This window comes from Aquincola agrisoli (assembly GCF_036621135.1).
GTDB lineage: Bacteria > Pseudomonadota > Gammaproteobacteria > Burkholderiales > Burkholderiaceae_C > Aquincola > Aquincola agrisoli.
Map to the genome: position 1 here is coordinate 361,702 of NZ_JAZIBG010000009.1, position 20,880 is coordinate 382,581.

At 72.4% G+C, this 20,880-nt stretch carries 22 protein-coding genes; 13 read left to right on the plus strand and 9 right to left on the minus strand.

The genetic code is table 11. The annotated features are described in order from the left end of the window. Nucleotides 1–12 precede the first annotated feature (12 nt). The 9 genes from V4F39_RS03485 to V4F39_RS03525 all read left to right on the plus strand — a co-directional run bounded on the left by V4F39_RS03485 (nucleotide 13) and on the right by V4F39_RS03525 (nucleotide 10,805). Nucleotides 13–750, plus strand: coding sequence for a HisA/HisF-related TIM barrel protein (locus tag V4F39_RS03485; RefSeq protein WP_332287872.1), 738 nt, complete (start codon nucleotides 13–15; stop codon nucleotides 748–750). A 260-nt stretch (nucleotides 751–1,010) separates the two neighbouring features. Further along, complete coding sequence (locus tag V4F39_RS03490; RefSeq protein ID WP_332287873.1) at nucleotides 1,011–2,213, plus strand: molybdopterin-binding domain-containing protein; 1,203 nt, start codon at nucleotides 1,011–1,013, stop codon at nucleotides 2,211–2,213. After that, on the plus strand, nucleotides 2,210–3,907 hold the full coding sequence (locus tag V4F39_RS03495) for a formylmethanofuran dehydrogenase subunit A (protein WP_332287874.1): 1,698 nt from the start codon (nucleotides 2,210–2,212) through the stop codon (nucleotides 3,905–3,907). Before V4F39_RS03490 ends, V4F39_RS03495 begins: the two co-directional genes overlap by 4 nt. 77 nt (nucleotides 3,908–3,984) lie before the next feature. Further along, the gene (locus V4F39_RS03500; protein ID WP_378235040.1) at nucleotides 3,985–4,929 is read left to right on the plus strand and encodes a formylmethanofuran--tetrahydromethanopterin N-formyltransferase; all 945 of its coding nucleotides are present in this window, start codon (nucleotides 3,985–3,987) and stop codon (nucleotides 4,927–4,929) included. Then, complete coding sequence (locus V4F39_RS03505; RefSeq protein WP_332287876.1) at nucleotides 4,926–5,759, plus strand: formylmethanofuran dehydrogenase subunit C; 834 nt, start codon at nucleotides 4,926–4,928, stop codon at nucleotides 5,757–5,759. The genes V4F39_RS03500 and V4F39_RS03505 overlap by 4 nt, the downstream gene beginning before the upstream one ends. Nucleotides 5,760–5,773: 14 nt before the next feature. Further along, nucleotides 5,774–6,307, plus strand: a complete 534-nt coding sequence (gene fae, locus V4F39_RS03510) for a formaldehyde-activating enzyme (protein ID WP_332287877.1) — start codon at nucleotides 5,774–5,776, stop codon at nucleotides 6,305–6,307. A gap of 144 nt (nucleotides 6,308–6,451) precedes the next feature. Beyond that, nucleotides 6,452–8,344 carry an aminodeoxychorismate synthase component I gene (pabB, locus tag V4F39_RS03515; RefSeq protein WP_332287878.1) on the plus strand — a complete coding sequence of 631 codons (1,893 nt, stop codon included), beginning with the start codon at nucleotides 6,452–6,454 and terminating at the stop codon, nucleotides 8,342–8,344. Between the two features lie 20 nt (nucleotides 8,345–8,364). After that, nucleotides 8,365–9,045, plus strand: a complete 681-nt coding sequence (locus tag V4F39_RS03520; protein ID WP_332287879.1) for an HAD family hydrolase — start codon at nucleotides 8,365–8,367, stop codon at nucleotides 9,043–9,045. Next, entirely contained in the window at nucleotides 9,042–10,805 is a 1,764-nt protein-coding gene (locus V4F39_RS03525; RefSeq protein ID WP_332287880.1) for an ABC transporter ATP-binding protein, read from the plus strand. Before V4F39_RS03520 ends, V4F39_RS03525 begins: the two co-directional genes overlap by 4 nt. On the opposite strand, the gene V4F39_RS03530 is transcribed toward V4F39_RS03525, so the two are convergent. After that, nucleotides 10,806–11,210, minus strand: coding sequence for a phage holin family protein (locus V4F39_RS03530; protein ID WP_332287881.1), 405 nt, complete (start codon nucleotides 11,208–11,210; stop codon nucleotides 10,806–10,808). It abuts the gene before it with no gap. A gap of 243 nt (nucleotides 11,211–11,453) precedes the next feature. On the opposite strand from V4F39_RS03530, the gene V4F39_RS03535 reads away from it, so the two are divergent. Then, nucleotides 11,454–12,254 carry a response regulator transcription factor gene (locus V4F39_RS03535; protein WP_332287882.1) on the plus strand — a complete coding sequence of 267 codons (801 nt, stop codon included), beginning with the start codon at nucleotides 11,454–11,456 and terminating at the stop codon, nucleotides 12,252–12,254. Here V4F39_RS03535 and V4F39_RS03540 read toward each other — a convergent pair. The 6 genes from V4F39_RS03540 to V4F39_RS03565 are packed head-to-tail and all read right to left on the minus strand — an operon-like array spanning nucleotide 12,181 to nucleotide 17,399. Further along, entirely contained in the window at nucleotides 12,181–12,786 is a 606-nt protein-coding gene (locus V4F39_RS03540) for a hypothetical protein (protein WP_332287883.1), read from the minus strand. The genes V4F39_RS03535 and V4F39_RS03540 overlap by 74 nt on opposite strands. Further along, nucleotides 12,770–13,375: an NAD(P)H-dependent oxidoreductase gene (locus tag V4F39_RS03545; RefSeq protein ID WP_332287884.1), complete on the minus strand. Its 606-nt coding sequence runs from the start codon at nucleotides 13,373–13,375 to the stop codon at nucleotides 12,770–12,772. The genes V4F39_RS03540 and V4F39_RS03545 overlap by 17 nt, the downstream gene beginning before the upstream one ends. Continuing rightward, nucleotides 13,372–14,199 (minus strand): SDR family NAD(P)-dependent oxidoreductase, encoded by an 828-nt coding sequence (locus V4F39_RS03550; RefSeq protein WP_332287885.1) that lies wholly within the window; start codon nucleotides 14,197–14,199, stop codon nucleotides 13,372–13,374. The genes V4F39_RS03545 and V4F39_RS03550 overlap by 4 nt, the downstream gene beginning before the upstream one ends. After that, a complete protein-coding gene (locus V4F39_RS03555) occupies nucleotides 14,183–14,971 on the minus strand; it encodes an SDR family NAD(P)-dependent oxidoreductase (protein ID WP_332287887.1) in 789 nt (262 codons plus the stop codon). Before V4F39_RS03555 ends, V4F39_RS03550 begins: the two co-directional genes overlap by 17 nt. Before the next feature lie 29 nt (nucleotides 14,972–15,000). Continuing rightward, nucleotides 15,001–16,200: an oxidoreductase gene (locus V4F39_RS03560; protein WP_332287888.1), complete on the minus strand. Its 1,200-nt coding sequence runs from the start codon at nucleotides 16,198–16,200 to the stop codon at nucleotides 15,001–15,003. Continuing rightward, entirely contained in the window at nucleotides 16,197–17,399 is a 1,203-nt protein-coding gene (locus V4F39_RS03565; protein ID WP_332287889.1) for a PilZ domain-containing protein, read from the minus strand. Before V4F39_RS03565 ends, V4F39_RS03560 begins: the two co-directional genes overlap by 4 nt. 174 nt (nucleotides 17,400–17,573) lie before the next feature. On the opposite strand from V4F39_RS03565, the gene V4F39_RS03570 reads away from it, so the two are divergent. Together V4F39_RS03570 and V4F39_RS03575 are read left to right on the plus strand one after the other, a co-directional pair. Further along, a complete protein-coding gene (locus V4F39_RS03570) occupies nucleotides 17,574–17,783 on the plus strand; it encodes a YgaP-like transmembrane domain (RefSeq protein ID WP_332287890.1) in 210 nt (69 codons plus the stop codon). Further along, nucleotides 17,780–18,823, plus strand: a complete 1,044-nt coding sequence (locus tag V4F39_RS03575) for a porin (protein WP_332287891.1) — start codon at nucleotides 17,780–17,782, stop codon at nucleotides 18,821–18,823. Before V4F39_RS03570 ends, V4F39_RS03575 begins: the two co-directional genes overlap by 4 nt. Before the next feature lie 13 nt (nucleotides 18,824–18,836). Here the strand turns inward: V4F39_RS03575 and V4F39_RS03580 are convergent, their stop codons facing one another. Both V4F39_RS03580 and V4F39_RS03585 read right to left on the minus strand, forming a co-directional pair. Next, nucleotides 18,837–19,151, minus strand: a complete 315-nt coding sequence (locus V4F39_RS03580; RefSeq protein ID WP_332287893.1) for an EthD family reductase — start codon at nucleotides 19,149–19,151, stop codon at nucleotides 18,837–18,839. A 95-nt stretch (nucleotides 19,152–19,246) separates the two neighbouring features. Further along, nucleotides 19,247–20,146 (minus strand): LysR family transcriptional regulator, encoded by a 900-nt coding sequence (locus V4F39_RS03585; RefSeq protein WP_332287894.1) that lies wholly within the window; start codon nucleotides 20,144–20,146, stop codon nucleotides 19,247–19,249. Nucleotides 20,147–20,261: 115 nt separating this feature from the next. Here V4F39_RS03585 and V4F39_RS03590 point away from each other — a divergent pair, with 115 nt between their 5' ends. Beyond that, nucleotides 20,262–20,873 carry an SDR family oxidoreductase gene (locus V4F39_RS03590; protein ID WP_332287895.1) on the plus strand — a complete coding sequence of 204 codons (612 nt, stop codon included), beginning with the start codon at nucleotides 20,262–20,264 and terminating at the stop codon, nucleotides 20,871–20,873. The last annotated feature ends 7 nt before the right edge of the window (nucleotides 20,874–20,880 follow it).

A 20,880-nucleotide genomic window follows, 5' to 3' on the forward strand; every position in this document is an offset into this window, starting at 1 on the left:
CCTTGCTCCTGCATGACCGCCGACACCTCGCTGATTCCCGTGATGGACCTGCTCGGCGGCCAGGTGGTTCGGGGCGTGCGCGGCGACCGGCAGGCATACCGCCCGATCGAGTCGGCGCTGTGCCGCAGCAGCGATCCGGCCACCGTCGCCCAGGTGCTCTGCACGCACTGCGCCGCCACGCGGCTGTACGTGGCCGACCTCGATGCGCTGATGGGCGGCCCGGCCCAGTTCGGGGTGCTGCACACGCTGCTGGAGGCCGTGCCGGGCATCGAGCTGTGGCTGGACGCCGGCTTTGCCGATGCGGCCGCGGCCGCGGCGCTGATGACGCGGCTGGGCAACATGTCGGCACCGCACGTGGTGCCGGTGTACGGCAGCGAATCGCTGCGCTCGCGCGAGGCCATGGCGCAGGCGTTCGACCGCAGCGACGAGCTCGGTGCCCGCGCGGCGCTGTCGCTCGACCGCCGCGACGGCCGGCCCCTTGATCCCGCCGGCTGCTGGGAGGCGCCGGAGCTGTGGCCGCAGCGGGTCATCGTGATGACGCTGGAGCGTGTGGGCACCGGCGCCGGCCCCGACCTGGAGACGCTGCGCTCGGTGCGCCAGCGTGCGCCGGCCGCGACGGTGATCGGCGCCGGCGGCATCCGCGGCCCGGAGGACTTGGCGCCTGCACGCCAGGCCGGGGCCGACGCCTGGCTCGTCGCCAGTGCGTTGCACGACCTGCAGCTGCCACCCGCCGCGCGTGCCGCGTCCTGACGCCCTGCGGCAGCCATCCGGCAAAACCCTGGCAAGCGCCGACGAGCGCACACAGACACCGATCACCTCCTCGCCCTGTCACGGGCGGTGCCTGCATCACGATTCGTGCCACCGGCCCGCGCGGCGCTGCGCGGGCTGCCGGCCGCCAAAAGCGGAACACTGTGTGGCACATCTGGCCTCGGCACCGGGTGGGCGCACACCGACCGCCCGGGCCGCACCGCAGGCTGCGCGTGGCACATCGCTTGCGTTGCCGAGCCTGCATGACCGATTCATGGACGTCCCCGTGGACCTGCCCCTTCTGCCCGCTGCTGTGCAGCACGGCCGGGGTGCGGCCCGGCCCGCAGCTCGCGCCCGCAGGGGGCAGCTGCCGCCGCGCGGCCGGCGGCCTGGCCCGCTTCGCTGACACCCCCTCGGCCGCCACGCCGCGGGTGGCCGGCCGCGCCGCCACGCTCGACGAGGCGGTGGCCGAGGCCGCCCGGCTGCTCGCGGCCGCCGGCCAGCCGCTCTTCGGCGGGCTGGGCACCGACGTGGCCGGCGCCCGCGCCCTCTACCCGCTGGCCTGTGCCACCGGCGCCATCTGCGACGCGGCCGGCGGCGCCGTGCTGTTCGAGGGCGTGCGCGCGCAGCAGGACCGCGGCGGCTTCACCACCACGATCGCCGAGGTGGCGACACGCGCCGACCTGCTGCTGCGCATCACGCCCGACACCGACGCGTCCCCCGCCGACGATGTGCGCGACCTGCTCGACCGCTGCGGCGAGCCCGGCCCCGAGCTGCTCGCGTTGCCGGTCGAAGCCGGCGACCTGTTCGACACGCTGGCGCTGCTGGCCGCGCTGGCCGAGGGCCGCGGTGCCGTGCGGGCGCGTGCGCCGGCCGCCCTGGTCGAGGTGGCCGACCGGCTGCGTGCCGCGCGTTACGCGGTTCTGGTCTACGAAACCAGGCGCCTGCCGGCCCACGGCGGCCTGGCCATCGAGGCGCTGCAGCGCACGGTGGCGGCGCTGAACCGCAGCACGCGCGCGGCCGCGCTGGGCCTGGGCGGCGGCGATGGCGCCTACACGGTGAACCAGGTGTTCACCTGGCTGTCGGGCCTGCCGCTGCGCTCGCGCGCCGGCCCGGCGGGGCTGGAGCACGAGCCGCTGCGCTTCGATGCGCGGCGCCTGCTGGCCGACGGCGCGGCCGACGTGCTGCTGTGGCTGTCGAGCTTCGGCGTGCTGCCGGTGCCGGCCGAGGCCGCGGGCGTGCCGCGCATCGTGATCGGCCATCCCGAGCAGGCCGCCAGCGATGCGGATGACGGCGACGCGGTCTTCATCCCCGTCTCCACCCCCGGCATCGGCTCGGCCGGCCACCTCTTTCGCGCCGACGGCTCGGTGGTGCTCCCGCTGCGCCCGCTCTACGACGACACGCTCCCCACCGCGGCCGACGTGCTCCGCCGCATCACGCAGGCGCTTCCGCAGGGGCATTCATGACCAAGACCACCGTGCTGCGCGGCGGCCGGGTGATCGACCCCACCCACGGCACCGACGACGTCCGCGATCTGTACCTGCGCGACGGCCGCGTGGTGGCGCCCGACGCCGCATCCACCCACGGCGCCGAGGTGATCGACGCCATCGGCTGCGTGGTGATGGCCGGCGGCATCGACCTGCACACCCACATCGGCGGCGGCAAGGTCAACCTCGCGCGGCTGCTGCTGCCCGAGGACCACCGCGGCCCCGGCGGCTCGCCGATCGCGCTGCCCGGCAACGCGCTGGAGCTGGCCTCGTGCGGCACCTGCACGCCGGGCACGCTGGCCACCGGCTACCGCTACGTGGAGATGGGCTACACCGCCGCGTTCGAGCCGGCGATGATGGCCTGCAACGCCCGCCACACCCACATGGAGATGGGCGACACGCCCATCCTCGACCACGGCGCCTACGTGATGCTCGGCAACGACGAGCTGTTCCTCGAGATGCTGGCGCGCGGCGAGGACTTCGAGCGCATCCGCGACTACGCCGGCTGGACGATCAACGCCGCCAAGGCCATGGGTATCAAGGTGGTGAACCCGGCCGGCATCTCGGCCTTCAAGTTCAACCAGCGCAAGCTCGACGTGGACGAGGCCCACGTGCACTGGCAGGTCACGCCGCGGCAGGTGGTGCACACGCTGGCGCGCGCGCTGCGCGAGCTGGGCGTGCCGCACCCGCTGCACATCCACGGCAGCAACCTGGGCGTGGCGGGCAACATCGAATCGACGCTGCAGACCATCCAGGCGCTCGACGGTCTGCCGGCGCACCTCACGCACATCCAGTTCCACGCCTACGGCAAGGAAGGGCCGAAGAAGTTCTCATCGGCCGCGCTGCAACTGGTGGAAGCGGTGAACGCCAACCCCAACGTCAGCATCGACGTGGGCCAGATCATGTTCGGCCAGACCGTCACCGCCTCGGGCGACACGATGCGGCAGCACGCCCAGTCGGGCTTCGCGCACCCGCGCAAGTGGATCGGCGCCGACATCGAATGCGAGGCCGGCTGCGGCGTGGTGCCGTTCCGCTACCGAGAGCAGAGCTATGTGAACGCGCTGCAGTGGGTCATCGGGCTAGAGATCTTCCTGATGGTGAAGGACCCTTGGCGCGTGGTGCTCACCACCGACCACCCCAACGGCGGCCCGTTCACCAGCTACCCGCACCTCATCCGGCTGCTGATGGACCGCGGCTTCCGCGAGGAGCAGCTCGCCAAGCTGCACCCCGAGGTGGCGCAGCAGTCGGCGCTGAAGTCCATCACCCGCGAGCTGAGCTTGAGCGAGATCGCCATCATGACCCGCGCTGCGCCCGCAAGATTGCTGGGCCTGAAGGACCGCGGCCACCTGGGCGTGGGCGCGGGCGCCGACGTGGCGGTGTACCGCGACGGGCCCGACCGCGAGGCCATGTTCCGCCAGCCCGAGCAGGTGTTCAAGGACGGCGTGCTCGTTGCCCAGGCCGGCCGCGTGATGGCGGTGCCCACCGGCGGCACGCACTTCGTTGAGCCCGCGTTCGACAAGGGCATCGAGAAGACGCTGCGCAAGCACTTCGACCGGCTGGGCTCGGTGCCCTTCGATTCGGCCGCCATCAGCCACGACGAGCTGTGCAGCTGCTGCAACGGCGGGCGCCTGCTGCCGGTGGAGTGCCTCGCGGGTGAAGGGGCGGCGCCGTGAGTGGCGGCGTGAGCGGGGGCGCCTCCCAGGTGCTCAACGGCGTCGCCATCGACGACGGCTTCGCCGAAGCCTTCCCGATGAAGGCCACGCGCATCCTGATCACCGCGCACACGCGGCAATGGGCGCTGAACGCCGCCACCAGCGCCACCGGCTTCGCCACCTCGGTGATCGCCTGCGGCTGCGAAGCGGGCATCGAGCGCGAGCTGGGGGCCGATGAAACGCCCGACGGCCGGCCGGGCGTCAGCGTGCTGATCTTTTCGATGAGCGGCAAGGAGCTGGCCAAGCAGCTCGAGCGGCGTGTCGGCCAATGTGTGCTGACGTGCCCGACCACCGCGGTGTACGCGGGTCTTCCTGTCGGCCCCCGGGTCGGCGGGTACGCCGCCCCGCCCCCCGAGGGGGCGCAGGCCGGCTTGGGGCGGCCCGGCGCCGGCCTGCCCGAAGGCGAGGCGGTGGCGCTCGGCAGGAACCTGCGCTTCTTCGGCGACGGCTGGCAGATCTCCAAGGTGATCGACGGCATCCGCTACTGGCGCGTGCCGGTGATGGACGGCGAGTTCGTCGCGCAGGAAACCACCGCCATCACCAAGGCCGTGGGCGGCGGCAACCTGCTGTTCATGGCGCGTGATGTCGACGCCGCGCTGGCCGTGGCCGAAGCCGCGGTGGCCGCGATGAAGAAGCTGCCCAACGTGGTGATGCCCTTCCCCGGCGGCGTGGTGCGCTCGGGCTCCAAGGTCGGCAGCAAGTACGCGTCGCTCGGCGCCTCGACCAACGACGCGTTCTGCCCCACCTTGTACGGCCTGGTCGAGCGCAGCGAGATCACGCCCGACACGCGCTGCGTGATGGAGGTGGTGATCGACGGCCTGGCCGAGGCCGACGTGGCTGCCGCGATGCGCGCCGGCATCGCCGCGGGCGTGGCCATCGGCGCGGCGGGCGGGCTGCTGCGCATCTCGGCCGGCAACTACGGGGGCAAGCTCGGGCCCTTCCATTTCCACCTGCACCAGCTGCTGCCGGAGGTGGGGGCATGACCGGCGTGCGCATCGAACTTTCCTTGAAGCAGGCGCCCGCGCTGCGTGTGGACCTGCGCGGCCTGCTGCCTTCGGCGCTGGCGGGCCTGTCGGTCGGCGAGATCGAGCGCCTGCCCTTCGGCCACGGCAACCGGCGCGTGCCGCTGGCCGAATGGTTCGGCGTGCAGCGCGCCGATACGCAGGGCGAGGGCGCTGAGCTGCGCCTGTCGGGCGACTGCAGCCGCTTCGACCGCATCGGCACGCAGATGCTGGAAGGCCGCCTCGTCGTCGACGGCCCGGTGGGCGACTACGCCGGCGCCGGGCTGGCCGGCGGCGAGATGCGAGTAGCGGGTGACGCGGGCCTGCTGGCGGCTTGCGAGATGGCCGGCGGCACCTTGCGCATCGACGGCAACGTCGGCGACTTCGCCGCGGCGGCCTTGCCCGGCAGCATGGATGGCATGCGCGGCGGCCTCTTCATCGTGCAGGGCCATGCCGGCCAGCGCTTCGGCGACCGCATGCGCCGCGGCACCGCGCTGGTGTTCGGCAACGCGGGCGATTTCCTTGCATCGCGGCTGGTGGCCGGCACCATCGGCCTCGGCGGCCGGGCCGGCGCCCACGTGGGCTACGGCATGCGGCGCGGCAGCGTGGTGCTCGCGGCTGCGCGCTGCGACGTCTCGCCCACCTTCGTGCCCGCCATTGCCGACGTGCCGGTGGCCTGGCAGTTGCTCGCCCGCAGCCTGGCCCGCCACGGCGGCCCGTTCGCGATGCTGGCCACGCGGCGCATCGTTCGCCACCTCGGCGACTTGTCTGCACAAGGCAAGGGCGAACTCATCTTCGTAGAACCCGATTGACCACGGAACCATCCATGACGCAGACATACCTGTTCCACGCCGGCGAGGCCACCGTGCTGGCCAAGGACGGCCAGTTCACCGACGCGATGCCGGAGATCCTGATCGGCCGCACCGACGGCCCGGTGGGCCAGGCCTTCGCCAACATGATGGCCCAGAGCAAGGGCCACACCGCGATGTTCGCGATCCGTGCCTGCAACCAGCTCGTGCGGCCGGCGACCATCATGGTGCCCAAGGTCACGCTGAAGGACACCGCCAACATCGACCTCTTCGGCGGGGTGGTGCAGAGCGCCACGGCCGATGCGGTGGTCGATTGCCTGGTCGAAGGCATCATCCCGAAGGACCTGGCCAACGAGCTGTGCATCATCAGCCTGGTGTGGATCGACCCGCGCTGCGCGAAGGATCCGAACCTGGACAAGCGGGACATGTACCGCACCAACTACGAGGCCACCAAGCTGGCCCTGAAGCGGGCGCTGAATAACGAGCCGACGGTCGAGGAGCTGATCGCGAACCGGCACAGGATCAAGCACGACATGAATGATTGGAGCTGATTGAGCCCCCAAGACGCCTGGCGGCGTCGCCCCCCCGAGGGGGAGCACACCGTAGGACCGGCGGAGCCGGATCCTCGGTGTGGGGCTTGGTCAAGAGGTAGGCTGCGCCGTCGTTGGCGGGTGGGCTGGGTTATCTTCCCGGTGATGAACGATTGCTTTGCACTGCTCGACGATCGCGATGCGACGTCCTTGCGGCCGACGAGTCGGCTGTACGAGGACTTCTCGCACGAGCGGCGCTGCGTCGATCCGGCGACGTTGGATGCGGTGTGGGCTGATGTCGAAGCCGATCAGCGGGCGGGCCTGCATGCGGTGCTGCTGGCCGACTACGAGTGGGGCGCCAAGCTGCTGAAGGCAGGGCACGCCGGGCTTGCGGCGGACGACGCTTCGGCGCTGCGGGTGCTGATGTTCCGCCGGCTGTCACGGCTGTCGCGCGACGAGGTGGATGCGTGGCTGGCGGCGCAGGAAGGCGCCGCGGAACCGGCCGCGGCGGGCGTGGGGGCGCTGCAGGCGAGCGTCGGGCACGATGCGTTCGTCGACGCCATCGGCCGCGTGCACGAGGCCATCCGCGCGGGCGAGACCTACCAGATCAACTACACGTACCGGCTCACCGGGCAGGCCTACGGCAGCCCGCTGGCGCTGTACCGGCGGCTGCGGGCGCGGCAGCCGGTGTCGTACGGGGCCTTGATCGTAGCGGGCGAGGAGGCGGTGCTGTCGTGTTCGCCCGAGCTCTTCCTGCGGCACGAGCGCGGGCTGCTCACCGCGCGGCCCATGAAGGGCACGGCGCCGCGCATCGTCGCGCCGCTGGGCGGCCCCGAGGGCGACAGCGAGACCGCGCGGCTGCTGTCCATCGACACCAAGAACCGCGCCGAGAACCTGATGATCGTCGACCTGCTGCGCAACGACCTCGGCCGCCTCGCGCGCACGGGCACGGTGCGCGTGCCGGCGCTGTTCTCGATCGAGCCGTACACCACGCTGTTCCAGATGACCTCGACCGTGCAGGCGCAGCCGCGGGCCGACGTGGGCTTCGCCGAGCTGCTGCGCGCCGTGTTCCCCTGCGGCTCGATCACCGGTGCGCCCAAGCACCACACGATGGAACTGATCGCGGGCCTGGAGACCACGCCGCGCGGCCTCTACTGCGGCGCCATCGGCTGGATCGACGCGCCGCCGCAGGGCAGCCGGCTCGGCGACTTCTGCCTGTCGGTGGCCATCCGCACGCTGACGCTGGGTGCCGAAGACGAGGGCGGCCTGCGCCCCGCGCGCCTGGGCATCGGCGCCGGCATCGTGCTCGACAGCGTGCCCGAGGACGAATACGAGGAATGCCGGTTGAAGGCCCGCTTCCTCACCGGGCTGAACCCCGGCTTCGAGCTGTTCGAGACGATGCGGTGGCAGCCCGGCGCCGGCTTGGTGCATGTCGACCGTCACCTTGGCCGCCTCGGCCGCAGCGCCCACGCGCTGGGCTTCGCGTGGGACGAGGCGGCCGCGCGCGCGGCGCTGCACGACTGGGCGGCGCGCGAGGCGCCGGCCGTCACCTCGCGCGTGCGGCTGGCCCTGGCGCACGACGGCCAGCTGTCGCTCACGCACGCCGCGCTGCCGCCGCTGGCCGCCACGCCGGTGGGCCTGCTGATCGCGCCGCAGCGCCTGCCGGTGCGCCAAGCGCTCGCCATGCACAAGACCACGCAACGTGCCGTGTACGACGCGGGCGTGCAGGCCGCCGAGCGCGCCGGCGGCTTCGACAGCCTCTTCTTCGCCGAGGACGGCCGCCTGCTCGAAGGTGGGCGCAGCTCGGTCTTCGTCCAGCTCGACGGCCGCTGGTACACGCCGCCGGTGGCCGACGGCGTGCTGCCCGGCACGCTGCGCGGCCTGGTGCTCGAAGACCCGGCCTGGGCCGCCGCCGAACGCACGCTGACGCTGGCCGACGTGGAGCGTGCGCAAGGCCTGATGGTGTGCAACGCCCTGCGCGGCACGCTGCCCGCGCGCCTGTTGTCGCCCGCCGCGCAACGGCCGGCCGAGGCTCCGGGCCATCGCGCCGCGGCCTGACGGCCCGCCGCCCGCACCGCATGCGCCTGGCGCTGTTCGACCTCGACCTCACGCTGATCCCGTTCGACAGCGGCATGGCGTGGACGCGCTTCCTCGCCGCCGAAGGCGCGCTGCCCGCCGATGCGGAAAGCGCCTACCTGGCGCTGTGCCACCGCTACGTGGCCAGCGAGCTGGACATCCGTGAGATGCACCGCATCACCGTCGCGCCGCTGGCCGCGTTCACGCGGGTGCAGCTCGATGACTGGGCCCGCCGTTTCGAGCTGGCGATGGCCCCGCGCCTTCCTGCCGACATGCAGGCGCTGGTGCGGCGCCACCGCGAGGCTGGCGACCTGTGCGCCATCGTCACCGCCACCACGCGCTTCATCGCCGAGCCCTTCGGCCGGCTGTTCGGCATCCCGCACGTGCTGGCGACCGAGCCGGCGCTCGACGCACGCGGCGTGCCCACCGGTGCCATCGTCGGCGAACCCTGCCACCGCGAGCACAAGCTCGGCCACGTCGATGCCTGGCTGGCGCGGCAGGGCCTGGCGCTGTCCGGCTTCGCCGAAAGCCATTTCTATTCGGACGCCGCAGGCGACCTGCCGCTGTTGAGCGCCGTCACGCACCCGGTCGCGGTGGCGCCCGATGCGGCGTTGCAGGCACATGCGTTGCAACGCGGTTGGCCCATCGTCGGGCAACGGCCTGCCCTGGAACCTCCCGTTTGACATCCTCATCATCGCCTGCGGCACCCGCCACCCCCGCCCGCGCCGCACGCGAGCTGTACGGCGCGCTGTGGCACTACGCGCAAGGCGCGCGCGGCCAGCTCGTGGGCGCGCTGTCGCTGCTGGGCGGCTCGCAGCTCATCCGGCTGACGATGCCCTGGCTGGCGGCACAGGCCATCAACGCGCTGCAGCGCGGGCAGATGGAGGCGTCGGCCAAGTGGATCGGCGGGCTGATGCTGGTGTACCTCGTCTCGTGGCTGATGCATGGCCCCGGCCGCGTGCTGGAGCGCAACGTGGGTGTGCGCGTGCGCGAGGCGCTGGCCGACCGGCTCTACGGCCGCATCGCCGGCGCGCCGCTCGCCTGGCACGGCGGGCACCACTCGGGCGAGCTGCAGCACCGCGTGCACCAGGCCAGCCGGGCGCTGTCCGACTTCGCGCAGAACCAGTTCGTGTACCTGCAGAACATCGTCAACTTCGTCGGGCCGCTGGTGGCGCTGTCGTTGCTGTCGCTCGGCAGCGGCCTGCTGGCGCTGGGCGGCTACGTGTGCATCGCGCTGGTGATCCTGCGCTTCGACCGCGCGCTGATGCTGCTGGTGCGCCAGGAGAACGATGCCGACCGCCGCTACGTGGCCGCGCTGCTCGACTTCATCGGCAACGCCTCCACCGTCATCGGGCTGCGGCTGGCCTCGGCGTCGCGGCTGCTGATGCGCCGGCGCATGCAGGCGGTGTCCGGGCCGTTGAAGCGCGCGGTCGTCGTCAACGAGAGCAAGTGGTTCGCAGTCGACATCATGGGCCTGGGGCTCACCTGGGGCCTGGTGGTGATGTACGTGTGGCAGACGCGCACGCCCGGCGAGGCGGTGATGCTGGGCGGCGTGTTCATGATCTACCAGTACGCGCAGCAGACGGCCGGCGTGATCGGCTCGATGGCGGGCAACTTCCAGAGCTTCGCGCGCATGCACACCGATTTCCGCAGCGCGCAGCCCATCCTCGATGCGCCGGCGCGGCCCGACGAGGGGGCCGAGGCGCTGCGGGCGGACGCGGGCTGGCAGCGGCTCGACGTGCAAGGCCTCGGCTGGGCCTATGCCGACAGCGCGCGCGGCGGCGGCCTGCGCGACGTGGCGCTCGCGCTGCGGCGCGGCCAGCGCGTGGCGCTGGTGGGCCCCAGCGGCGGCGGCAAGAGCACGCTGCTGCGGCTGCTGGCGGGCCTGTACGTGCCGACGCAGGGCACGGTCGCGCTCGATGGCCAGGTGCAGCCTTGGCCGGTGCTGCGCACGCTGGCCACGCTGATCCCGCAGGAGACCGAGGTGTTCGAGGCCAGCGTGCGCGAGAACCTGGGCTTCGGCCAGCCGAAGCCCGAACCCGACCTGCAGGCCGCGGTGCACGCCAGTGCGTTCGACGAGGTGTTGGCCGCGATGCACGGCGACCTCGACACGCCGCTCACCGAGCGCGGCTTCAACCTCTCGGGCGGCCAGCGCCAGCGGCTGTGCCTGGCGCGCGGCGTGCTCGCCTCGCAGGGCAGCTCGCTGCTGCTGCTCGACGAGCCGACCAGCGCGCTCGATGCGGCGACCGAGGCCAAGGTGCTCGACCGCATCGCCGAGCGTTTTCCCCAGGCGTGCCTGATCGCGTCGATCCACCGCCTGAGCCTGCTGTCGCACTTCGACACGGTGGTGTTGATGGAAGCCGGCCAGGTGCGCGACGCCGGCCCGCGCGAGGAGGTGCTGCGGCGCCAGCCGCAACTGCGGCAGACGGGCGAGCGGGCCTGACTAGAGCCAGGTGCCCGAGCCCTGCGGCATCTGGATCTGCATCGCCGGATCGCTGCCGCTGACGAAGGCGCCGATCAGCAGGCTGAGCACCGAGACGAACAGGCTCGCGAACAGCGCCGTCCAGAAGCCCGAGACGCGGAAGCCCTTCACAAGGGCCGCGACGAGCAGGATCATCAGCGCGTTGATGACGAGCAGGAAGAGCCCGAAGCTCAGCAGCGTCAGCGGCAGCGTCAGCACGATCAGCAGCGGCTTGACGATGGCGTTGGCGAAGCCCAGCAGCAGCGCCGAGACGACGAGCGCCCCGGTGCTGTCGAACCGGAGGCCCTTGAAGATGTGGCTGGCCACCCAGAGCGACAGCGCCGTGATGGCCCAGTGGACGAGGAAGGGCGTGATCTGTTCGAACATGCGGGGCATGCTAGCAGCCGGGCCGGCAGCCACTTCGTCACGTCGCCGCCGGTCTGTGTGGTGCGGCAGCATCGAAGCGGCGGCCCTGTGGGGAATTGTTCACAGCCTGCAAGCTATGCTGCCGGCTGGCGGGCGACCTGGTGATCGCACGCCGTTCATGCACCTGCTCCCTGGCGCCCCCGCGCGGCCCCGAAGCAGTCCCGGCAGGTGCGTGCGATTTGACAGAGGAAACGGGAACAAGGGATGACGGAGTCACTGCTGGCGGCGCCACACGGGCGCAACGCCTTCCTGGCGGCAGTTGACGCGCTATTGCTGGTGAACAGCGTCGAGGAACTGGTCGACTGCCTGCGCCGCGAGGTGCAGGCGCTGCTGCCCTATGGCTGCGTGGTGGGGGGCCTGGGCCGTGTGTCGGGCGGCCGCGTCGTGCCGGAGATGCTCGTCACCGACGACTTTCCTGCCGAGTACCTCGAGACCATCCGGGGGCCGTCGGCCAGCCTGCGCAGCGCGGTGCTGGCCCGCTGGCTGCGCAGCGGCAAGCCGGTGTGCATGGAGCTCGGCCGCAGCAACGCGGAGCTGTCGGCGCAGGAGCTCCATCTGGCGCGCCGCTTCGAGTTCCGCAACGTGCTGGCCCATGGGCACTTCATGCCGCGCGAAGGGCTGCTGACCTACTTCAGCTTCCACCGCTTCGCGGCCTCGGTCACCGAGGACCAGCGCCGGCTGGTGGCGCGGCTGATGCCGCATCTGCACTGCGCGGCCACGCGGGTGCGCATGCAGGGCCTGCCGGACCGGGAGGCCCCGGCGGCGCTGACCTCCCGGCAGCAGGACATCGTCGAATGGCTGCTGCTCGGCAAGACCAACTGGGAGATCGCCCAGATCGTCGGCACCAGCGTTGCCAACATCAAGTACCACGTCAGCAGGCTGATGCGCATGCACCAGGTGTCGTCGCGGGCCTCGCTCGTGTTCAGCCTGGTCACGCACCCTGCCGATCCGGCGCGCACGCGGCCTGGATGCGCGACAGCAGCCGCCGGCGTATCCACCCGCTGAAGGGGCGGACCAGCAGCCAGTAGGGCAGGAAGCGCCTGCGGGCGGCGGCGTCGCAGCAGTGCACCGCGGTCACGGTCTCCAGGTCGCTGCCGCGGCCGCTCGCCGCGGCGCGCGCCCCGAAGGCCAGCACCAGCTTGGCCGCGCCGGGCTCGCCGAACCGCCGGAAGGCCTGCCCGTCGGCGAGGGGCACCAGGCCGAAGTCGGCCTGCCAGAAACGGCCTGCCAGCCCGTAGACGATGCGGGCCGGCGTCGATTCCAGCACCACGAACTGCGCGAGCCCGAACCGCGGCCGCTCGGCAGGAATGCGGCGGCGGGCGCCGGCCGGCAGCAGGTGCCGCGCCGGCCATTCCCGCAGCCACAGCAGGCCGTTGAGCAGCGGGTCGCTGCGGTCGTCGAAGCCGCGCACCGCGGCGATCAGCGCCTCCGGTGTGCAAGGCACGCCGCGCCGGCCGTGCCGCTCATGAAAGTGCACCGCCGGCAGCCAGTCCATGCCGGGCGGGTCCGCCGGGCCGGCCTCAGGCCGGGGTCTCATCGGCCCGCTGGAAGATGGCGTTCAGCGAGTCGATCACGAACCGCTCATGCTCGCCTTCCGGATCGATGCCGGGGCGCAGCACGTGCTGGAGCATCCGGCGCGTGCCCTCGACGATGTCGGCCTCGGTGGCCAGCATGGCGCGGTAGAAGCAGTAGGGCGAGCGGTAGATCCCGCCGGTGTAGGCCGCCGTCTGCTGGAAGGGCCGCAACATCTCGTCGACGGTGAACTGGTTGTGCCCGCCCGCCCGGTAGCCGTCTTCCGTGCTGCCGACCGAGGTGCTCACCATCCACTCCTTGCCACGCAGCCGGGTGCCGCCCACCGCGTAGGCGAAGCCGGGCTGCAGCACCGCGTCGATCCACGACTTGAGGATCGGCGGGCTGGAGTACCAGTACAGCGGGAACTGCAGCACGTAGCGGTCGTGCGCGAGCAGCAGCGCCTGCTCCTCGAGGATGTCGATCGCATGGTCGGGGTACTTCGCGGCGAGGTCCACGACGGTGACGCCGGGCTGCCGGCGCAGCGCCCGGGCCCAGGCCTTGTTGATGCGGGAGGTTTCCAGGTTGGGGTGGGCGACGAGCACCAGGGTCTTCATGCGGTTTCCTTGCAAGGGGCCGGTGCGCACGCGGCGGCCTGGAACCAGGGCGCCTCCTTCAGCGTGCGGACTTCGGCGAACTCGCCGCTGGGCAGGTGCTCGCGCAGGCCTGCGACCAGCAGCCGGTGGATGTCGTCCGCGCGCTGCGCGGCGGTGGCGAGGTAGCCCGCCTGCGCGCCGCGCCGGCGCAGGCCTTCGAGGTCCGGGAACGTGCCTTCCAGCGGCAGTGCGCCGATGCGCCGGGCCAGCTCGGTATCGACGTTGCACAGGCCCAGCAGCGCGAAGTAGGTGGCGGGCTGCTCGAGTGCATACAGGCGCACCAGCATGTTGAGCGCCGCCTTCGAGATGGCATAGCCGCTGTTGCCGCCGCGGGCGCGCACGCCGGCGATCGACGAGGAGACGACGCAGGCCTCGATGCCCACGCCGTGCTGGAGCAGGGCATCGAGCAGCAGCTTGTTGGCCCAGACGTTCAGGTCCATCAGCGCCTGCAGCTCGGCCAGCGGCACCTGCGCCACATCCGCGATGCGCGGGCTGAACTGCCCGGCGTTGAGGAAGAGCCGCGACAGGCGCGTGAGGCCGTGCGGGCGGATCAGCTTGCCGCGCAGCGCATCGCCCAGGCCGTCGCAGCGGGCGAGGTCCAGCGTCACGTGGACGTAGCCGGCGTGGCCGGCCAGCGAGGGCGGCACCGTGCGGCTCAGGCCGAACACGCGGTGCCCGCGCTCCAGGTGCTGCCGCGCCAGCGCCAGGCCGATGCCGCGGCTCGCGCCGGTGACCAGCACGTCGCCGGGCACGCTGTCCGGCGGCGCTTCAGAACTTGCCTGCACGGGCGCCTCCGTCGACCGGGATGACCGCGCCCGTCATGTAGCTGCCGCCGTCGCTCAGCAGCCAGAGCACCGCGGACGCCACCTCCTCGGGCTGCCCCAGCCGCTGCATGGCGGTGGCGGCGATCTTGCGGCGGGTGTGCTCGGGGTGGGCGGCCAGGTTCTCGGAGGAGTTCATGCCGCCGGCGATCGGCCCGGGCGCGATGACGTTGACCCGCACCGCCGCGCGTTCACCGGTCGCCACCGCGTATTCCAGCGCCGCGGCCTGCGACAGGCCGACCACGCCGAACTTGCTGGCCACATAGGCGCACTGGCCCGCGATCGCCGTGATGCCCGCCAGCGAGCTGTTGTTGACGATCGCCCCGCCGCCGGCCGCGGCCATGTACTTCAGCTGGCTGCGCAGGCAGTAGTACATGCCGTTCAGGTTGATGCCGACGACGTGCTGCCAGTCGTCCAGCGAGGACTCGCCCACCAGCGCGCGCTTCGACGTCACGCCGGCGTTGTTGAAGACGGTGTCCAGGCCGCCGAGCCAGTCGGCCGCGCCCTCCACCATCGATGCCACCTCCTCGGGGCGGGCGATGTCGCAGGGCCAGAACCGCACCCGGCCGCCGTGGGCGGCGAGCTGCCGTTCGGCGGCGGCGCCCTTGCCGCGGTCGCGGCCGCAGACCACCAGCGATGCGCCCTCGCGCGCCAGGTGCTCGGCCACCACCAGGCCCATGCCGTCGGTGCCGCCGGTGACCAGCGCGTGGCGCCCCTCGAAGCGTCTTGTCGTCATCTCGATGTCCTCCGATGCGCGGCGGGCGCTCAGGCCGGCCGCAGGTACTTGGGGTTGACGCAGCAATACACCCGGTCGAAGCGCGGGTTGTATTTGTCCTTGAAGCACTTGCCGTCCCACAGGCAGCGGTGGATTTCGTGCTCGCGGCCTTCCACGGTCTTCAGGATCAGGTCGTTGTCGGCGAAGAGGGCGCGTGCCATGCCCGCCATGTCGGCCACGCCGGCCGCGAGCACCGACTCGGCGTGCGGCAGCCCGTCCACGTAGCCCGCGAAGCCCAGCGGCACGCGGCAGCGGCGGCGCACCGCGGCGACCTGGCCGTGCAGCCGGGCGATCGCCTCCGGCGTGCGGGCCGCCAGCTGGCCGAAGGTGTCGGCGATGTAGAACGAGGCCTCGAAGAGGTCGGCACCCGCCTGCTCCAGCGCCGGCAGCGCTTCGTTCAGGTCGTCGGGCACCAGGCCCTCAGGGCCCAGGCCGTCGTCGATGCCGATGCGCACGCCCAGCACGATCTCGTCGCCGAGCGCGCGGCGCACGGCCGCGACCGTCTCCACCAGCATGCGGTTGCGCGCCGGCTGGCTGCCGCCGTAGCCGTCGGTGCGGCGGTTGGTGTGGCGCGACATGAAGCTGCCCAGCAGGTAGCCGTTGGACGCCTGCAGCTGCACCATGCGCGCGCCCGCGCCGCGACACAGCGCCGCGGCGGCGGCGAACTGCTGCTGCACGGCGTGGATCTCGTCGACCGACATGGCCTTCGTGCGGTACCGGGGATCCAGCTTCGCCACGGCCTTGGAGCCGATGCCGCTCGGCGTCCACAGCGGCTGCCCCCGGGTGAAGGTGGTGGTGCCCTGGCCGCCGTAGTGCTGCAGCTGGACGCCGGCGACGACGCCGGCGCGTTCGGCGCGCTGCAGGAACGGCCGCATCGCATCGGCATGCGCCGCGGTGACCATGCGCAGGCCCTTGGGCTGCAGGATCGAATCGCGCGACACCGAGGCGTTGCTCAGCACCAGCGCGCCGCAGCCGCTGCCAAGCAGGCCGTCGAGGAAGCCGTCGAGCGCCTCCGACATCCCGCCGGCATGGTCGGCCAGGTCCACGCCCATCGCCGCGAAGAAGAGCCGGTTGGCAAACGTCACGCCGCGCACCTGCAGCGGCGCCAGTGCCAGCGGGTAGCGGTCGCGGCCCGCCGCGGCCCGGGCGACCGGGGCGTCGGGCGCCAGGCCCGGGGTGCCGGTGCTCACAGCTCGCCCCGGCGGGTGTTCACGAAGGTGAAGTTCTTGATCGCCTCGCGCAGCCGCTGCACCGAGGTGAGGTCGATGTCCACGATCTGGAAGCCGACGCCGGTGCGGCCGTGCTCGTCCTGGGTCCAGCGCACGGCCAGGGTGGCGTGCACGAAGCCCATGCCTTCGACGAGCATCGAGAAGCGGGCCTGGCTGCCGGGCTCGATGACCGGCGCGCCGTCGAAGAGCGCCTTCACGCCACCGGCCGACAGGTCCTGGATGCGGCCGTCCAGCGCCGGGCTGCCCGGCCAGGTGAAGACCCCCTGCGGCGCGATGTTCTTGGTCGGGATGAAGCGGGCCTTGGCCGGCGGCTTGATGTTGCGCAGGCGCTTGAACAGGCTCATCCGGATCGGGTTGGCGCGCATCGTCGCCTTCATCACCACGCGGCCCAGCTGCGAGAACGTCGCCAGCCGCTCCTCCGTCGGGGTGGCGGCGATCTGCTCGGGCGTGCGCACGTCCTCGACCTGGATCCGCACGGGATAGTTGGCGTTGACGAAGCCCAGGAAGTCGACCGACAGGTTCTCGATCGTCAGCGAGACCTCGCCGCGCGCGAGCGCCGCGTAGCGGTAGTACTGGGCGTACATCGCCTGGCGCACCACCTCGATCAGCATGATGCCGGGCACGTGCTCGTGGTGCTTGCGGTAGAAGAAGTAGTTCTGCGTGTCCATCACCATGCTGAAGCACGCCACCTTCGGGCGCACGAGGCCGGGGATGCCGTCGAGCGCGGCGGAGATCACGTAGCGGTCGACGTCGGAAAGGTGGGCCGAGCGGTCGGCGAGGTGGCTCATCAGCACCACCTGGTCGAGTTCGTCGACGTACTCGGACGCCAGCCACCAGCGGCCGTGCTCCGCGCGGTAGTGGCGGCGCACGGCCTCGCGCGTCTCCTCGGCGAGCGGTGCGATCCGGCGCTCCTCCAGCACCGCCGGCAGCGTGCGCAGGCCCAGCAGGCGTTCGCCCGGCGTCGGGCCGGGCCGCTCGACGCAGTAGGCCGCGCGCAGCGCCTCGCGGTGCACCTCGGCCAGCCCTGGCGCCGCGAGCACGTGCGGGCCGATCCACGACGGGATCAGTCCGCGCATGTTCGCCACCAGCACGTCCTCGTCGAACTCCTTGTGGACGACCGTCGTCGGCACCTTCTCGGATCCGGCTTCGCCGATCTTCATCACGTATCCCTGCTGCAGTGGTCTGGGTCGCGCGGCGGGCTGCCGATCGCGGGCGGCCATTGCAACCGCGCCGCCGCCGCCGGACCACTGGCCAGGTAGCCAGTGGCTTTGGCGGCGGGTTGTTCCTAGAGTCGTGCCCCCCGACGCCTGTCGTCGAAGCCACAAGGAACCGCCATGCTGTTCGTCAAGAATCTCCCCGCCTGGGAGCGTGTGCTCCGCCTCGTCGCCGGCGCGGCCGGCGTCTGGGCCTGCCTGCACTGGCTGCCCGGCCTGCTGGGCGCCATCGCGGCCGCCTGCGCGGCCGGCACGGCGGTCTCGGGCCTGGTGGGCTATTGCCCGATGCGCGCGCTGGCCTGCCGCGCCACCGGCGCCAAGGCCCGGTGAGGGCGCCAAGCTTCCGGCCGGCCGGTGCGCGGCCGCGCCCTGCCGCCGCCGCGCTCGCGGCCTGCCTGGCCGCCGCGGCGGTGGCGGCCCACGCGCAAGGGGCCGGTGCGGCCGGCGGCCTGCGCATCCACGGCGAGCTGGACGCCGGCTTCGGCACCTTCAAGCCGCCCGGCGGCGAGCGGGTCGGCCGGGTCGAAAGCGGGCTGTGGTCGCCGAGCTACCTGGCCTTCTCCGGCGCCGAGCCGCTGGGCGGCTCGCTGCGCGCGGTGTTTTCGCTGGAGACCTACGTCGCGCTGGACAACGGCGTGGCCTACAGCGCCTTCTACCCGGACGATCCGTTTTGGGGGCGCGCGGCCTACGTGGGCCTCGAAGGCCGCCTGGGCGCGCTGACGCTCGGGCGCAACCGCAACCCGTTCTACTACGCGGCCACCGCGGGCAACGCGTTCGGCGAGTCCTACTTCTCGCCGGCGCTCACGGTCGGTGCGTTCCGCCGCGGGCACGTGATCGGCCGGGCGCACGACAACTCGGTGCGCTACACCTCGCCCACGTGGGGCGGTGCGCATTTCTCGGTGCTGTGGGCGCCCAAGGAGGAGAAGTCCAACGGCAACGACGTGGCGGCCACGGCCGAATACGCCGGCGGCCCCTGGCACGCCACGCTGGGCTTGGCCCAGGCCAAGACCGGGCTGGACGAAGGGCGCAGCTCGCGCATCGGCCTCGCGGCGCTGAGCCACGACTTCGGCGTGGCGAAGCTCTTCGTCGCCTACGCGACGCAGCGCGACACGCAGGTGCGGGCCAAGTCGCGCGCCTGGGACCTGGGCGCCACCGTGCCGCTGGGACGCACCACGCTGAAGGTGTCCGTCGCGCGGATCCGCCAGACCGACCTGGACGGCGGGAGCGCGGCATCGGAGCGGGTGGTGTCGCTGGGCGCCGACCACCGGCTGGCGCCGGACTGCTGGCTCTACGCCGCGGTCAAGTCCGACCGCATCGACGGCCTGTCGCGCGGCACCTCGGTGGCTACCGGGATGCGCTGGCTGTTCTGAGGGGCGGGCGCCCTCAGCCGACCACCACCTCGCTGATCTGGATCACCGGCTGCAGGTCGGTGTAGTTCGGGATGTCGCCGAGGATCTCCTTGGCCTGCGGGCCGAAGGCCGTCTGGAAGGCCTCGACCGAATCGAAGAAGAGCGTGCACATGCCGACGTAGGTGGGCGGCGAGCCGGGCGCGCCGCCGGCCAGGCCCTTGTCGACGGTGTACGACCGGCAGGCCGGGCCCAGGCGCTCCTGCACCATGGGCATGTGGCGGTCGCGGTAGTAGTCGTGGTCGAAGCGTGCGCCCGGGGTGTTCGGGTACATCACGGATACCTTGATCATGCGTGTCTCCTGGGGTGTGGGCCGCGTCGGCCGCGGGTGCGGCGTGCAGGGCACGGTAGGCGAAACACGCGGGCGGCGCAACGGCATCGGCGCCGTCATGCATCCCAGTACGGCGGATCGCCGAAGGCCTCGCGCAGGCACTGCACGAAGGCGCGCAGCTTGGCCGAGGACCGGCGCCCTTCGGGGTGGGCGACGTAGACGGCTTCGGCCGCCGGCTGCATGCCGAGGTCGATGGCGCGCAGCGCACCCGAGCGGATCGCCTCGCCTGCGATGAAGGTGGGCAGCAGCGCGATGCCCAGGCCCGCGACCGCGGCGTCCCGCAGCATGTCGCCGTTGTTCACCCGCAGCGCCACCGGCGCCCGCACAACCACGGCGCCCGCCGGGCCCTGGAAGCGCCAGTCGGCCACGCCGCGGTTCATGTAGAAGAGGCCGCGGTGCTGCTGCAGCGCGTCGGTCGACGCGGGCGTGCCGTGCCGCGCGAGGTAGGCCGGCGACGCCACCAGCACCCGCCGGCTCGGCGCGAGCTGCCAGGCCACGAGCCGCGAGTCGTCGAGCGCGCCGTGCCGCACCACGGCGTCGTAGCTGTCGGCCGCGGCGTCGACGCGGCGGTCGTCCAGGTCCAGCGTCAGCTCGAGCTGCGGGTGCTGCGCGAGGAAGGGGTAGAGCGCCGGGCCCAGGTGCATGCGGCCGAAGGTCACGGGCGCCGAGACGCGCAGGGGCCCGGTCAAGGTGCCGCGCCGCTCCGCCATGTCGGCCGTGGCGTCGGCCACCTCGCGCACGATGCGCGACGCCCGCTCCAGGAAGGCCGCGCCGTCTTCGGTCAGGCTGACCTTGCGCGTCGTGCGGTGCAGCAGGCGGCTGCCCAGCGCGCGCTCCACCTCGGCCAGCCGTTCGCTCACGACGGACTTGGACAGGTGCAGCCGCCGCGCCGCCTCGCTGATGGAGCCGCTGTCGGCCACGGAGACGAAGGCCGCGATGCCGTCGAGCTTCAGCATTGTTCGGTGATTCCGGAAGGCAGATCCATGAGCTGCACTCTACCGAGAACGACGGCCGGCTTCCACACTGCCTCCATGCCCGCGAATACCCGCAGGCGCCCACCCGGAGAACCCCATGGACCGTCTTTCAGGAAAAACAGCCCTCATCACCGGCGCCAGCGCCGGCATCGGCCGCGCCACCGCGCGGCTGTTCGCGGCCGAAGGGGCCCGGCTCGACGTCGCCTTCAACAACGCGGGCACGCTGGGCGAGGGCGGCCCGAGCACCGGCGTGTCGCAGGCGGGCTGGGACGACACGCTCGCGATCAACCTGACCGGCGCCTTCCTGGGGGCCAAGCACCAGATCGCGCAGATGCTCGAGAACGGCGGCGGCTCGGTGATCTTCACCTCCACCTTCATCGGCCACACCTCCGCGTTCCCCGGCATGGCGGCCTATGCGGCCAGCAAGTCGGGGCTGATCGGCCTGACCCAGGCCCTCGCCGCCGAATACGGTCCGCAGCGCGTGCGCGTGAACGCCGTGCTGCCCGGCGCGGTGGATACCGACATGTACCGCGCGAAGAACGGCACCGCGGAATCACAGGCCTTCGTCGCCGGCCTGCATGCGCTCAAGCGCGTGGGCCGGCCCGAGGAGCTGGCGCGCGCGGTGCTCTACCTCGCGTCGGACGACGCGTCCTTCGTGACCGGCACGGCCTCGCTCGTCGACGGCGGCGTGTCGATCGCGCGCGGCTGACGCGAAG